Annotated in this window: 14 protein-coding genes and 1 riboswitch; of the genes, 10 read left to right on the forward strand and 4 right to left on the reverse strand. The window is 76.0% G+C overall.

Annotation, left to right across the window (positions count from 1 at the left end; translation table 11 throughout):
* Window positions 1-73 precede the first annotated feature (73 nt).
* From A3CO_RS0108450 to mobA, 3 genes are read right to left on the reverse strand one after another with little or no spacing between them, the layout of a single operon-like run.
* Window positions 74-529 (reverse strand): hypothetical protein, encoded by a 456-nt coding sequence (locus A3CO_RS0108450; protein WP_018331810.1) that lies wholly within the window; start codon window positions 527-529, stop codon window positions 74-76.
* Window positions 526-2070, reverse strand: a complete 1545-nt coding sequence (locus A3CO_RS30915; protein ID WP_245561466.1) for a chloride channel protein — start codon at window positions 2068-2070, stop codon at window positions 526-528. The genes A3CO_RS0108450 and A3CO_RS30915 overlap by 4 nt, the downstream gene beginning before the upstream one ends.
* Before the next feature lie 27 nt (window positions 2071-2097).
* Entirely contained in the window at window positions 2098-2745 is a 648-nt protein-coding gene (mobA, locus tag A3CO_RS30920; protein ID WP_051085888.1) for a molybdenum cofactor guanylyltransferase, read from the reverse strand.
* Between the two features lie 90 nt (window positions 2746-2835).
* Here mobA and A3CO_RS0108465 point away from each other — a divergent pair, with 90 nt between their 5' ends.
* Window positions 2836-3051: a hypothetical protein gene (locus tag A3CO_RS0108465; RefSeq protein ID WP_018331813.1), complete on the forward strand. Its 216-nt coding sequence runs from the start codon at window positions 2836-2838 to the stop codon at window positions 3049-3051.
* Here the strand turns inward: A3CO_RS0108465 and A3CO_RS0108470 are convergent.
* Complete coding sequence (locus A3CO_RS0108470; protein WP_018331814.1) at window positions 3048-3992, reverse strand: AEC family transporter; 945 nt, start codon at window positions 3990-3992, stop codon at window positions 3048-3050. The two genes, A3CO_RS0108465 and A3CO_RS0108470, sit on opposite strands and share 4 nt — an antisense overlap.
* A gap of 100 nt (window positions 3993-4092) precedes the next feature.
* On the opposite strand from A3CO_RS0108470, the gene A3CO_RS0108475 reads away from it, so the two are divergent.
* The 9 genes from A3CO_RS0108475 to A3CO_RS0108515 form a co-directional block, all read left to right on the forward strand.
* Window positions 4093-5790 carry a formate--tetrahydrofolate ligase gene (locus tag A3CO_RS0108475; RefSeq protein WP_018331815.1) on the forward strand — a complete coding sequence of 566 codons (1698 nt, stop codon included), beginning with the start codon at window positions 4093-4095 and terminating at the stop codon, window positions 5788-5790.
* Window positions 5791-6363 carry a cyclodeaminase/cyclohydrolase family protein gene (locus tag A3CO_RS0108480; protein WP_018331816.1) on the forward strand — a complete coding sequence of 191 codons (573 nt, stop codon included), beginning with the start codon at window positions 5791-5793 and terminating at the stop codon, window positions 6361-6363.
* 55 nt (window positions 6364-6418) lie between these two features.
* Complete coding sequence (locus A3CO_RS30925; RefSeq protein WP_018331817.1) at window positions 6419-7345, forward strand: asparaginase; 927 nt, start codon at window positions 6419-6421, stop codon at window positions 7343-7345.
* A 100-nt stretch (window positions 7346-7445) separates the two neighbouring features.
* Window positions 7446-8018, forward strand: a complete 573-nt coding sequence (locus A3CO_RS40200) for a LuxR C-terminal-related transcriptional regulator (protein WP_018331818.1) — start codon at window positions 7446-7448, stop codon at window positions 8016-8018.
* A gap of 68 nt (window positions 8019-8086) precedes the next feature.
* A riboswitch (cobalamin riboswitch) is annotated at window positions 8087-8210 on the forward strand.
* Between the two features lie 91 nt (window positions 8211-8301).
* Window positions 8302-8685, forward strand: a complete 384-nt coding sequence (locus tag A3CO_RS0108495) for a hypothetical protein (protein WP_018331819.1) — start codon at window positions 8302-8304, stop codon at window positions 8683-8685.
* Complete coding sequence (cobC, locus tag A3CO_RS0108500) at window positions 8682-9740, forward strand: Rv2231c family histidinol phosphate aminotransferase CobC (RefSeq protein WP_018331820.1); 1059 nt, start codon at window positions 8682-8684, stop codon at window positions 9738-9740. Before A3CO_RS0108495 ends, cobC begins: the two co-directional genes overlap by 4 nt.
* Window positions 9741-11549 carry a 5,6-dimethylbenzimidazole synthase gene (bluB, locus tag A3CO_RS0108505; protein WP_018331821.1) on the forward strand — a complete coding sequence of 603 codons (1809 nt, stop codon included), beginning with the start codon at window positions 9741-9743 and terminating at the stop codon, window positions 11547-11549. It abuts the gene before it with no gap.
* Window positions 11546-12763, forward strand: coding sequence for a uroporphyrinogen-III C-methyltransferase (cobA, locus tag A3CO_RS0108510; protein ID WP_018331822.1), 1218 nt, complete (start codon window positions 11546-11548; stop codon window positions 12761-12763). Before bluB ends, cobA begins: the two co-directional genes overlap by 4 nt.
* Before the next feature lie 156 nt (window positions 12764-12919).
* On the forward strand, window positions 12920-13794 hold an 875-nt coding region (locus A3CO_RS0108515), incomplete at its 3' end, for an IS110 family RNA-guided transposase (RefSeq protein WP_018331823.1).

Here is a 13794-nt window from a genome sequence, read left to right on the forward strand (position 1 = left end):
CCATGATCATCGGACCCCTGGCGGGCTCCGGTGCTCCGTCCCGGCCCGCTGCGGGTCCGTTCGTCCGGGGAGTTCAGCCGCCCGTCCCGAGGGCGCGGGCGAGCGCCGACGTGGCGGCCCGGGCGGCGACGAGCCCGCCGACGCAGGCGCTCACGTCGATCGTGCCGCCGGGGGCGGTGGCGGGGCAGCCGCGCCCGACGTAGGTGTCCCGGGCGTTCGTGACGCCGGCGACGGCGGCCGTGACGGCGGGGTCGTTCGGCAGGGCGTTCGCCGCGCTCCGCGCCGTGGAGGCGGTCTCCTCGACCCACCGGCCGCAGCGCGGCCACACCGCCCGGGCGTCGGGGTCGGTGTAGCAGGGGTCGGCGAGCGCGAGGCGCAGCTTGTTGCGCGCCGCGTCGGACGAGCGGTTCTCCGCACCGGGTGCCGCCGCCGCGGTGGACTGCCCGGACGGGATGCTCGCCGGGTTGTCGTCCGCGCAGCCCGCCAGCACCCCCAGCAGGACCGCCGCCAGGACGACCGCACGCCTCATCGGTCCGCGCCCGGACGGAGCGTGGCGGCGAGGGTGTCGAGGTCGGCGGACGGTCCGGTGAGGAGCACCCGCGCATCGTCCGCCCCGCCGTCCAGCCTCGCGAACGCGGGCGGCGCGACCCACCCGTCGTCGGGAACGGGGACGCGGACGAGGACCCGCTCCTCGGGCAGGTCGAGCACCTCCCCGGGCCCGAAGGGGCGCCACGTGGCCGCGCCCGGCGGGGTGAGCCGGATGCCGCGTCGCGAGAGCTTCATCGTGTAGATCGTCTCGCGGGCGACGAGGCGGGAGAGCGCGGTCGCGAGCGCCACGGCGATCATCAGCGGGACGATCAGCGACCACTCGCCGGTGATCTCCGCGACGATGACGACGGCCGTGATCGGGGCGCGCGTCGCCCCGGCGAGCACGGCGGCCATCCCGACGAGGCCGTAGGCGCCCGCCGGCCCGGCGACGCCGGGGGCGAGGGCGGCGAACCCGAGGCCGAGCGCCGTGCCGGTCATGGCGCCGAGGAAGAGCGACGGCGCGAAGATGCCGCCCGAGCCCCCGATCGCGAGCGTGAGGCTGGTGGCCAGGAGCTTCCCGACGAGCAGGACCAGCAGGAACCCGAGCGCGTACCGCCCGGCCACGCCGGCCTGGAGCACGGGGTAGCCGACGCCGTACATCTCGGGCAGCGCGACGAGCAGGAGACCGACGAGCACGCCCCCGACGGCGGGCCGCAGCCACTCCGGGCCCTTCCACACCGCGTCGGCGAGATCCTCGAGGCCGTAGAGGGTGCGGGTGAACGCGACGCCGACGAGCGCCCCGACCAGGCCCACGACGGCGAAGAGGGCGAACTGGGGGAACGACTCGACGGCGAACGGCGGGAGCCGCAGGAACGTCGACGAGCCCTCGAACGCCCGGGCGACGAGGTTCGCGACGGCGGACGCGGTGACCACGACGACGAACGAGAGCATCGTGAAGTCGAGCAGGATGATCTCGAGGGCGAAGAACACGCCCGAGATCGGGGCGTTGAAGGTCGCCGAGATGCCGCCGCCCGCGCCGCAGGCGACGAGCAGTCGCAGGCGTGAGGACGGCATCCGCATCCACTGCCCGAGGCTGGAGCCGATCGCCGAGCCGATCTGCACGATCGGCCCCTCCCGCCCGACCGACCCGCCGGTGCCGATGGTCAGGGCGGAGGCGATCGACTTCACCACGGCGACGCGGGGCCGGATGCGGCCGTCGTTCTCCGCCACCGCCAGCATCACCTCGGGCACCCCGTGCCCGCGGGCCTCCCGGGCGTACCGGTAGACGAGCGGGCCGTAGAGCAGACCGCCGACCACCGGTGCGGCCACGAGGAACCAGCGGCCGATCTCGGGCCACCAGGGCAGCGGCGCACCGGGCGTCGCGGCGTAGTCCGTGGTGCCGGTGACCAGGCGCGTCACCCCGAAGATGAGCTCCCGGAACACGACCGCGCCCAGGCCGGCGCCGAGCCCGACCACGACGGCGGCCACGGCCATCCCGGGGACCGACGTGCCCAGGAACCGCTGCCACCGGGGTGCCGTCACGACGATCAACCTCCCACGCCGGGCGGCCTACGTCGCGGCGTCGTCCGGTTCCTCCCGGGATCGGGCGGCGGCGTACTCCTCGGGGGTGTCGACGTCGGCCACGGCGTCGAGGCGGGGGTCGGCGGCGGCGAGCGCGGGGTCGGCGAGGAGGTCGGCCGCGGTGAGTTCCCGGACGTCGCTGACGGCGAACAGGTCCGCCGGACGTCGGGCGCCGGCGGCGAGGAGCGCGGTGGCCCGCGGACCCAGCGCGGTCCGGTAGACGGCGGCCAGCGGCTGCCGGTGCCCGTGCAGCACGGGGAGTGCCACCTCGGCGTCGCCGAGTGCGCCGAGCACGGCCGTCACGTAGGCGGGGTGCAGCCGCGGCAGGTCGACCGAGCAGAGGAACGCGACCTCGCGGCCCGCGTCACCCGCCGTCGTGAGTCCGGTCGCGATGCCCTGCAGCGGGCCGCGGCCGGGTTCGTCGTCGGTGACGGCGAGGAACCCCTCCGCGTCCACCGGTCGGGGGAACCCGGCGGCGCCGACCACGACGACCGGACCGCACCCCGCACGGCGCGCCACCGCGACGACGTGGTCGAGCAGCGTGCCGTCGCCCCAGCTCAGCGTGGCCTTGTCGCGCCCCATGCGGCTCGATCGCCCGCCGGCGAGGACCACGGCGGCGGCAGTCGTCTCGGACACAGCGCTGATTGTTGCGCGCGCATTGCGTCTACCCACGGCGTGCCTGGGCTTGAGCAGCAGGCCCACCGCGCGACGAAGGAGTGGACCACGATGGCGAGGTACGCAGGCGAGCCCGAGGACGCTCGACGCGGACAGATCGCGGCGACGCCGGCCGACGTGGACGAGGCACGCGCCGACCGCGAGATGGCCGACGCCGAGCGCGCCGTCGCGCTGGGGACGGCGAGCCCGGACCAGCGGGAGGCCGTCGACCGGATCGCACACGCCCGCACCCACGAGGAGCGCCGCAGCCTCTGGATGTCGAACTAGAGGGCGAGCGTCAGCACCACCGGCAGGGTCACGATCGACCCGACGGTGGTGAGGATGACGGCGGCGGTGCTCTCCCGGTACCAGGTGCGGTACTGCGCCATGAGGACGAACACCGTCGCCGCGTCCGGCAAGGCGCACATCAGTACCAGCACCGCGGCCCACGGCGCCGGGACGGCGAACAGGTGCACCGCTCCCACCGCGAGCCCGGGCAGGACGACGAGCTTGACCACGACGGCGACCACGATGCCCCCGACGCGTCCGCCGCCGCGCAGGGCGGGCAGCGCCCCGCGGAGCAGGATGCCGAGCGCGAACAGCCCGCCCGGCGCGGCCATGTCCCCGAGCAGCTCCACGGTGGTGGCGACCGGTCGCGGCAGCCGCCACCCGCTGGCGGCCACCAGGAGGCCGAGCACGATCGCGACGACGATCGGGTTGCCCAGCACCCGCCGCGCGACGGTGCGGACGAGCAGCCCCCGCGAGGACCGGTCCCGGTCGATCAGCGTGGCCGCGACGACGAACACCGAGATCGCGAGCGCGGTGTGGATCGTCGACACCAGCGACGCCGCGAACCCGGCGGCCGGTCCGAGCACCGCGACGGACAGCGGGATGCCGAGGTAGCCGACGTTGCCCCACGCGCCCACCGTCCCCACGGCGTTCGCGTCGCGCCACGGCAGGCGGACGGCACGGGCGCCGAGCACCGCGAGGACGTAGCCGACGAGCAGCAGGCCGGACGCTACGGCGACGCCCACGCCCGAGACCCCGGTGGACAGGTCGGCCTCCGCCACCGAGTCGAAGATCAGGGCCGGCAGCGCGAGGTAGTAGACGAGGTCATTGAGGGTGGCCGCGGCCGACTCGGAGAACCGCTCCCACCGGGCCGCGACCGCGCCGATCGCGATCACCGCGAAGATCGGGGCGATCTGGGTGAGGAGGGTCGCGGGGTCCACGGACGACCATGCTCTCCGACGATCCGGTGCGCGTGCGCGCAGTAGGCGCGAGGTCACTTCGCGTCGACGGCCGGGGCGGTCTCTGCTTGTGTGATCCGTCATGAGCATCCCGTCGGACCTCGAGATCGCCCAGAAGGCGACGCTGACGCCGCTGGACGACGTCGCCGCGGCCATGGACCTGCCCTCCCACCTGCTGGAGATGCACGGCCGCGACGTCGCCAAGATCGAGCTCGACGCGATCGACGTGATGGCCGACCGGCCGACGGCCAAGTACGTCGTGGTGACCGCGATCACGCCGACCCCGCTCGGCGAGGGCAAGACCACGACGACGGTCGGGCTGGGCCAGGCGTTCTCCCACATCGGGAAGCGCGGGGTCATCGCGATCCGGCAGCCCTCGATGGGCCCGACGTTCGGGATCAAGGGCGGCGCGGCGGGCGGGGGCTACTCGCAGGTCGTCCCGATGGAGAAGTTCAACCTGCACCTGACCGGCGACTTCCACGCCGTCACCAGCGCGCACAACATGCTCTCCGCGGTGCTCGACAACCACCTCTACCAGGGCAACGCCGCCGGGCTGGACCCGTACCGCGTCACGTGGCGCCGGGTGCTCGACGTCAACGACCGTGCGCTGCGCAACGTCGTGACCGGTCTCGGCGGCCGGCTGGACGGCGTCCCGCGCGAGTCCGGCTTCGACATCACCTCCGCCTCCGAGGTCATGGCGATCCTCGCGCTGTCGAACTCGCTCGAGGAGATGCGCTCGCGGCTCGGGCGCATCGTCGTGGGCTACACCCCCGACGGCGACGCGGTGACCGCCGAGGACATCCACGGTGCCGGCGCGATGGCCGCGCTGATGCGCGACGCCCTGAAGCCGAACCTCATGCAGACCCTGGAGAACACGCCGGTCCTGGTGCACGCCGGCCCGTTCGGCAACATCGCGCACGGCAACTCCTCGATCGTCGCCGACCGCATCGGCATCCACGCCGGCGACTTCCTCGTCACCGAGGCGGGGTTCGGCGCCGACATGGGCGCCGAGCGCTTCTTCAACATCAAGTGCCGCGCGTCGGGGATGACGCCGGACGCCGCGGTCGTCGTCGCGACCGTGCGGGCCCTGAAGGCGCACAGCGGGAACCACCGGATCGTCGCGGGCAGGGAGCTGCCGGAGGCGCTGCTCGCGGAGAACCCCGACGAGGTGCACGCCGGCGGGGCGAACCTGCGCAAGCAGATCGAGAACATGCGCCTGCACGGCGTCTCCCCGGTCGTCTGCATCAACGCGTTCCCCACCGACCACGCGAGCGAGCACGCGGCGATCCGCGAGATCGCCGAGTCGCTCGGCGCCCGCGTCGCCGTGTCGACGCACTTCGCGAACGGTGGCCGCGGGGCGGCCGAGCTCGCCGAGGCGGTCGCCGAGGCCGCGGACGAGCCCTCGGACTTCCGACTGCTCTACCCCGACGACGCCTCGCTGCGCGAGAAGATCGAGACGGTGGCGACGCAGGTCTACGGCGCCGACGGCGTGGACTACGCCCCGGCCGCGAACACCTCGATCGACCTCTACGAGCGCAACGGGTTCGGCGGCCTGCCGGTCTGCATCGCGAAGACCCACCTGTCGATCTCGTCGGACCCGAAGCTGCTCGGTGCCCCCACGGGCTGGCGGATGCCGGTGCGCGAGGTCCGCGCGTCGGTCGGCGCCGGGTTCGTCTACCCGATCTGCGGGGACATGCGGACGATGCCGGGCCTGGGCAAGCAGCCCGCCGCGCACTCGATCGACGTCAAGCCCGACGGGACGATCGTGGGGCTGTTCTAGGTGGCCCCGGGGCAGCCCCGGCCGCTGGGCGAGGTGCCGGTCGCGACGCTCGGCGAGGCGCTCGCGGCGAAGGGGCCCGGCCCGGCGGCCGGGTCGACCGCCGCGATCACCGCGGCGCTGGCCGCCGGCCTCGCGGGCAAGGTCGCCAAGGCGGCGGCGCGCACCGACCCGGCCGCCCTCGACCTCTCGCACGAGCTCGACGGCCTGCGCGGCCGCGCGCTCGGGCTGGCCGACGACGACGTCGCCGCCTTCGCCGGGTTCCTCGCGGCGCGCACGGCCCCCGGGGGCGACGCGGGGGCGACCGAGGCGATCGTGCAGGTGCCGCTCGACGTGCTGGGGCTCGCGGTGCGGGTCACCGAGATCGCGGCGGCCCTCGCCGAGCACGGCCCGGACGCGCTCTCCGGCGACGCGGTGACCGCCGCCCTGCTCGCGGCGGGCGCCGCCGAGTCGGCCTCCGCGCTGGTCGGGATCAACATCGCCGACGGGCCCGACGCGTGGGCCGACCCGCGCGTCGAGGACGCCGAGGAGCGCGCCGGCGAGGCCCGGCGGCTGGCGGAGCGGGCGGCGTTCTAGGTGGCCTCCGGCCAGGTGAGCAGAAAAGGTCGCCATGGCGACCGTTAGTGCTCACGTGCGCAGCACCCGGGGCGGTCTCGTCGAGTCCGTCCACGAGGTCGCGCTCGTCGTCCTGCGCCCCGACGGCACGCCCTTCCTGACGGCGGGTGACCCGGCCGCGCCGGTCTACGGCCGCTCCTCGCTCAAGCCGGCCCAGACGGTCGCGGTGCTCCGCTCGGGCGCCGACCTCACCGACGACGAGGTCGCCATCGCCGGCGCCTCGCACAGCGGCGAGCCGGTCCACCTCGCCGCGGTGACCGCGCTGCTCGCCCGCCACGGCCTGACGCCGGACCACCTGGGCTGCGTGCCCGACCTGCCGCTGGGCACCGCCGCGATGCGGGCGTACCTCGCCGCCGGGCACGGGCCGACGCCGCTGGCGATGAACTGCTCCGGCAAGCACGCCGCGATGCTCGTGGCGGCCGGCGGGGATCCGGACTACCTCGAGCCGGAGCACCCGCTGCAGGTCGCGTGCCGGACCGCGGTCGACGAGCTCGCCGGGCCGGTGCTCGGCGCGAGCGTCGACGGCTGCGGGGCCCCGGCGTTCGTGACGCCGCTCGCGGGACTCGCCCGGCTCGCGCACGGGCTGGCCCGCCCCACCGACCCGGCACTCGCCCGGGTCGCCGCCGCGATGCGCGCCCGCCCGGACCTCGTGGCGGGCACCGACCGGCTCGACACCGTGCTCATGACCGCCCTGCCCGGCAGCGTCGCGAAGTCGGGCGCGGAGGGCGTCCTCGTCGCGGCCCTCCCGGACGGCACCGCGGTCGCGGCGAAGGTGGCCGACGGGGCCGGCCGGGCCCTCGGACCGGTCCTGCTCGCCGTCCTCGACGCGGTCGGCCTCGCCGTGCCCGCCGCGCTGCGCGCGGTGGCCGCGCCCCCCGTCGTCGGGAAGGGGCGACCGGTCGGGGAGCTGACGGCGAGCCTGCCGCGCCCCGCGGACGGGTGATGTCCTCAAACGTGTCGGCAGCCCGCGGGTCCTGATGTCGGGTTGGTGTGGGAGCCTGGCGCGACCGTCCTGAGACCCCTCCCGAGCCCGAGGAGCCGCCGTGCCCGTCTGCCTGATCGTGGCGCCGGATGCCGCCACCCGGGAGCGGGTCGCCCGGGGGGTGGACGCCGGGTTCGACCTGGTGTGCGGGGTCGGGCCGGACGAGGAGCTGGCCGCCGTCCTGGAGCGGGAGCGCCCCGATCTCGTGCTGGTCGCCGCCGACACCCAGGGCCCCGACACCCGGGAAGCGGACTGGATCGGCGTGCTCGACACCGTGCGCACCACCGCACCCGACGTCGCCGTCCTCGTCGTCGGCGGCCCCGCCGACGAACCCCGCGTGGCGGGCCTGGCCCTGGAGCGGGGGGCCAAGGGCTTCCTGCGTGCGGGCGAGGAGACCGGGCCCCGGCCGTTCAGTGCCCGCGGCCGCCGCCCCACCACCACCGAGCTGTCCCGCCGGGAGCTCGACGTGCTGCTGGGGATGTGCGACGGGCTGTCGAACTCCGAGATCGCCGAATCGCTGTCGCTGGCCGAGGACACCGTGAAGACCCACGCCCGCCGGCTGTTCCGCAAGCTCGGCGCCGGGGACCGCGCCGACGCGGTGGCCCGCGGGTTCCGGCAGGGCATCCTGCACTGAGCCACGTGACGTCCGTGTCGTTGACCCCGGCCCGCGGGTGTGGTCGGCTCAGCGGTCGACGGACGCGGAGGAAGCCGGTGTGAATCCGGCGCGGTCCCGCCACTGTCACCGGGGAGCGGACCCCACGCATGGCCACGGTCGGGCAACCGGCGGGAAGGCCGGGGCGAGTGTCGATCCGGGAGCCAGGAGACTCCGGCCGTCGTGAGGTGCCACAGCACGCCGACGGCTCCCCCTCGGGGTCGCCGGCCGATCGGGCGAGGAACCCGAGGAAGGCCTGCCTGCGATGACGCATGCCCCCCGACCGCGATCGGACCGCCCCGGCGGCCCCCCGCGGCACCTGCGCCGCCACGCCGTCTGCCCCCGTCCGGCCACCTGGCGGACCCGTGCCTCCGACGAGCTCCGCGCGGCCCTGGCGCTCGCGTGCCTCGGTGACGCCGCGACCGTGCCGTTCGACCTGCTCGGGTCGGGGCCGGTCCGCTCCCGGGCCGACCTCACGGCGCGGATCGACACGCTGACCGCCGCCCTGCTCGAGCGGATGGACGCCGAGGGCTGGGACCCGGGCGCGGCTCCGCGCGCGGTGACCTCCGTCCTGGCCGCGTCGGTGCCCGCGGCGGAGGCGGCCCTGCTGCGGGCCGCCGCCGGCGCGCGCCAGGGCGAGATGCGGTGACGGCGCTCCTCCCCAGCGAGTCAGCTCCCGCCGACGACCCGCACGACCTCGCCCACCACGGCGACGCCGAGGTCGGCGACGGCCTGGTCGACCTCGCGGTCAACGTCCGCGCCGACACCCCGCCGGCGTGGCTGACGGAGCGGCTCGCCGCGTCCCTGTCCGGGCTCGCCGCCTACCCCGACGCCACGGCGGCGCGGGCGGCGGTGGCGGGCGCCCACGGCCGTGACCCGGCCGAGGTCTGGCCCGTGGCGGGCGCCGCGGAGGCGTTCGTGCTGCTCGCGCGGGCCCTGCGGCCCGCGCGACCCGTCGTCGTGCACCCGCAGTTCACCGAGCCCGAGGCCGCGCTGCGGGCCGCCGGGCACGTCGTGGAGCGGGTGGTGCTGGGCGGCGACCTGACGCTGCACCCGGGCGACGTGCCCGAGGCGGCCGACCTCGTCGTCGTCGGGAACCCGACCAACCCCACCTCCGTGCTGCACCCCGCGGCGACCCTCGCCGCGCTCGCCCGGCCGGGGCGGGTGCTGGTCGTCGACGAGGCCTTCGCCGACACCGTGCCCGGCGAGCCGGAGTCGCTGGCCGGGCGCACCGACCTGCCCGGGCTCGTCGTGCTGCGCAGCCTGACCAAGACGTGGGGCCTCGCCGGGCTGCGCGTCGGCTACGTCCTGGCGCCGGCGAATCTCGTGACCCGGCTCGCGGCGGCCGCCCCGCCGTGGTCGGTCTCGACGCCCGCGCTGGTCGCGATGCAGGCCTGCACGACGACGGCCGCGCGCGCCGAGGCCGACCGGGCGGCGGTCGCGCTGCGGGGCGACCGGGAGCACCTGCTCGTCGCGCTCCGGCGTCTCGACGGCGTGGAGGTGCGCGGCTCCGACCCGGCGTCGAGCTTCCTGCTGCTGCGCGTCCCGGGCCGGACCGACGTGCGGGCCCGGCTCCGCGACCGCGGGTGGGCCGTGCGGCGCGGGGACACGTTCCCGGGTCTGGACGGGGAGCACCTGCGCGTGGCCGTCCGGGACCGGACGACCATGGACGCGTTCGTCGACGTCCTGCGGGAGGTGCTGTGAGTGAGCGTGCTGGAACCCGGTGACCGGGAGGCGTTGTACCGGGTGCTGTCGGCCCGGCGGGACGTGCGGGACGGCTTCACCGCCGAGCCGGTCGACGACGCGGCACTGCGCCGGGTCCTCGCCGCCGCGCACACCGCGCCGAGCGTCGGGTTCTCCCAGCCGTGGGACTTCCTCGTGCTGCGGGACCCGGCGGTCCGGGGCGAGCTCGCCGACCTCGCGGGCGCCCAGCGGACCGCGTTCGCGGCGTCGCTGCCGGCCGCCCGGGCCCGGGCGTTCGCGGGCCTGAAGGTCGAGGCGATCCGGGAGGCGCCGCTCGGCGTCGTCGTGACGTGCGACCCCACCCGGGGCGGCCGGCACGTCCTCGGCCGGGCGACCCAGCCGCGGATGGCCGCACACTCCGTCGCCGGCGCGGTGCAGAACCTGTGGCTCGCGGCGCGGGCCGAGGGGCTCGGCGTCGGGTGGGTGTCGTTCTTCCGCGAGCGGGAGTTGGCCGCGCTGCTCGGCGAGCGCGTCGGCCTGCCGCAGCACCTCGAGATCGTCGCGTACCTGTGCGTCGGCCACGTGACCGCGTTCGCCGACGCGCCCGAGCTGGAGAGCGCCGGCTGGGCCCGGCGCCGACCCCTGGAGTGGGCCGTGCACGAGGACACGTGGGGCACGCATCCCGGCGGGGACGCGCTGGACGACGCGCTGGCGGCCTGTGCCTCGCTCGACCTGGCCGAGGGCGAGGCCGCGGCCCGCGAGCGGCTGACGCGGATGACGGTGCCGCCGGGGGCGCTCGGGCAGGTCGCCGAGGTGGGGGTGCGGCTCGCCGGACTGGCCGGGTCGTGCCCGCCGCCGGTGCCCGAACCCGCCGTCGTCGCGGTGTTCGCCGGCGACCACGGGGTGCACGCCCAGGGCGTGACGCCGTGGCCGCAGGAGGTGACCCACCAGATGGTGGCGAACTTCCTCGCGGGCGGGGCGGCCGTGAACGCGTTCGCGACCCAGGTCGGCGCCGAGGTCGTGGTGGTCGACGTCGGGGTCGCCGCGACGATCGACCCGGCGCCCGGGCTGCTGCCCCGGAAGGTCGCCCGCGGGACCGCCGACATGACCGTCGGCCCGGCCATGACCCGCTCCGAGGCCCGCGCGGCGGTCGTCGCCGGGATCGAGGTGGCGCGCGACCTCGTCGCCGCGGGCAACCGGCTGCTCGTCACCGGCGACATGGGCATCGCGAACACCACCGCCTCGGCCGCGCTCGTGGCGGCGTTCACCGGGACCTCGCCGGAGGTCGTCACCGGGCGCGGCACCGGGATCGACGACGTCACGCTGGCCCGCAAGGCGGCGGTGATCCGCACGGCCCTGGGGCGGCACGGCCTGCTCCCCGGCTCTCCGCGCGAGGGGAACCCTCACACCACAAGAGCGCTCGGATCCTCCCCTCACGCCGCGGCGGACGACCCGCTCGGCGCCCTGGCGGCCGTCGGCGGGTTGGAGATCGCCGGGATCGCCGGGCTGCTGCTGGGTGGCGCGGCGCTGCGCACCCCCGTCGTCGTCGACGGCGTGGTGGCCGGGGCGGCGGCGCTGGTCGCGGACGCGCTCGCCCCGAATGCGTCACAGGCGTGGCTGGCGGGCCACCGTTCCGTGGAGCCTGCCCATACCCTGGCGCTGACCCACCTGGGGCTCGAGCCGCTGCTCGACCTCGGGCTGCGGGTCGGCGAAGGGACCGGGGCCCTCCTGGCGGCTCCGTTGGTCGCCGCCGCGGCGCGGGCGCTCGCCGAGGTCGCCACCTTCGACAGCGCCGGGGTCGCCGAGAAGACCGAGGAGATTCGTCAGTGAGCACGCTCTATCCCGTCGGACTCGACCTGGCCGGTCGCCGCGTCGTCGTCGTGGGCGGCGGCTCGGTGGCCCAGCGCCGTGTCGCGGGGCTGCTCGAGGTGGGAGCGGACGTCCACGTCGTGAGCCCCGCCGTCACCACCGCGCTGGAGGCGCTCGCCGACTCGCGGGAGATCGTCTGGGAGCAGCGGACGTACGCGGCGGGTGACCTCGACACCGCCTGGTACTGCGTCGCGGCCACCGACGTTCCCGAGGTCAACGCGGCCGTGGCCGCCGAGGCCGAGGGCGGCCGGGTGTTCTGCGTGCGGGCGGACAGCGCGGAGGAGGGCACGGCCGTCACCCCGGCGGTCGGGCGCTACGACGACGTCACGGTCGGGGTGATCGGCGGCGGCGACCCGCGGCGCGCGGCGGGCGTGCGGGACGGCGTCGTCGAGGCGCTGCGGAGCGGCACCCTCGCCGACCGGCGTCACCGGGGCGACCGGAACCCCGGGGTCACGCTCGTCGGCGGCGGCCCGGGCGACGCCGGGCTCATCACGGTCCGCGGCCGCCAGGCACTCGCGCAGGCCGACGTGGTGGTGACCGACCGGCTCGCCCCGCAGGCGCTGCTCGACGAGCTGCCGCCCGACGTCACCGTCATCGACGCCTCCAAGCTGCCCCGCGGGCGCTACATGAGCCAGGACACGATCAACGCGGTGCTGGTCGACGAGGCGCTGGCCGGGAACCGGGTGGTCCGGCTCAAGGGCGGCGACCCGTTCGTTTTCGGCCGCGGCTACGAGGAGATCCAGGCGTGCGCCGCCGCGGGCGTCACGGTCGACGTGGTCCCGGGTGTCACCAGCGCGATCTCGGTGCCCGCGTTCGCCGGCATCCCGGTGACCCACCGCGGGATCACCCACGAGTTCGTCGTCGTCTCCGGGCACCTGCCCCCGGGCCACGAGCAGTCGCTCGTCGACTGGGACGCGCTCGGCCGCCTCACCGGCACCGTCGTGCTGCTCATGGCCGTGGAGAACCTCCCGCACATCGCCGAGGCGCTCGTCGCGGGCGGCCGCGACCCGGAGACCCCGGCGATCGCGATCCAGGAGGGCGGCCTGCCGGGCGAGGCGACGGTGCGCGCGCCGCTCGCGAAGCTGCCCTCGGCCATCGTCGACGCCGGGCTGCGCCCGCCGGCCGTCGTCGTGATCGGCCCCGTCGCCGACCCGTCGGCGTTCCCGCCGCCCTGACCGCCGGAGGAGAGCCCTAGACCGTATGGAGGCCCGGCGCCTCGCTCGTAAGTTGGCGCGGGTCACCGTCGTGAGGTGGCGGTGCCGCATTTACGGGAGGCGCCGGTGCTGGGTGAGGGTACGTGGGTCGGGTTGGACGTTCACGCTAGATCGGTCGTGGCGTGCGCGATCGACGAGGGCGCTGCGGAGATCCGTACGCAGCGGATCGGGGCGCGGACCGGGCAGATCGTGGACTGGGTGCTCGCGCAGCCCGGCCCGGTCGCGGCCTGCTACGAGGCCGGGCCGACCGGGTTCGGGCTGGCGCGGGCGCTGCGGGCGGCCGGGGTGGCCTGCGAGGTCGTGGCGCCCTCGAAGATCGAGCGCCCGGCCGGAGACAAGGTCAAGACCGACCGCCGCGACGCCGAGCGGCTCGCCCGGCTGTTGCGCATCGGTGAGGTACCCGGGGTGCGGGTCCCGACCGAGTCCGAGGAAGCCGCGCGGGATCTGGTGCGGGCCCGTGAGGACTGCCGCGGTGATCTGATGCGGGCCCGACATCGGCTCTCGAAGTTGCTGCTGCGCCAGGGTCTGGTCTGGGACAACACCGCGTGGACCGCCGCGCACGAGGTCTGGCTGCGCAGCCACCACTTCGAGCGCCGCGGAGTCCAGCTCGCCTTCGACGAAGCCCTCGATGCGGTGTTCACCGTTCATGCCCGCCGCGATCGGCTCGATGCCGCGATCACCGAGATGGCCACCAGCGATCCAGTGCTGGCTGGACCGGTGGGGCGGCTGCGGTGCCTGCGCGGGGTCTCGACGTTGACCGCGACCGGGCTCTGCGTCGAGGTCGCCGACTGGCACCGATTCACCGGGTCCACCATCGGTTCCTACCTCGGACTGGTGCCCTCGGAGTTCTCCTCCGGCGCCCGACGGGTCCAGGGCGGGATCACCAAGACCGGGAACTCCCATGCCCGTCGCCTGCTGGTCGAGTCGGCCTGGCACCACCGCCGTCCACTGCGCTCGAGCCGGGAACGAGCCCGACGTGCCGACGGGCAACC

It is taken from the genome of Actinomycetospora chiangmaiensis DSM 45062 (assembly GCF_000379625.1).
In the GTDB taxonomy this organism is placed as follows: Bacteria; Actinomycetota; Actinomycetes; order Mycobacteriales; family Pseudonocardiaceae; genus Actinomycetospora; species Actinomycetospora chiangmaiensis.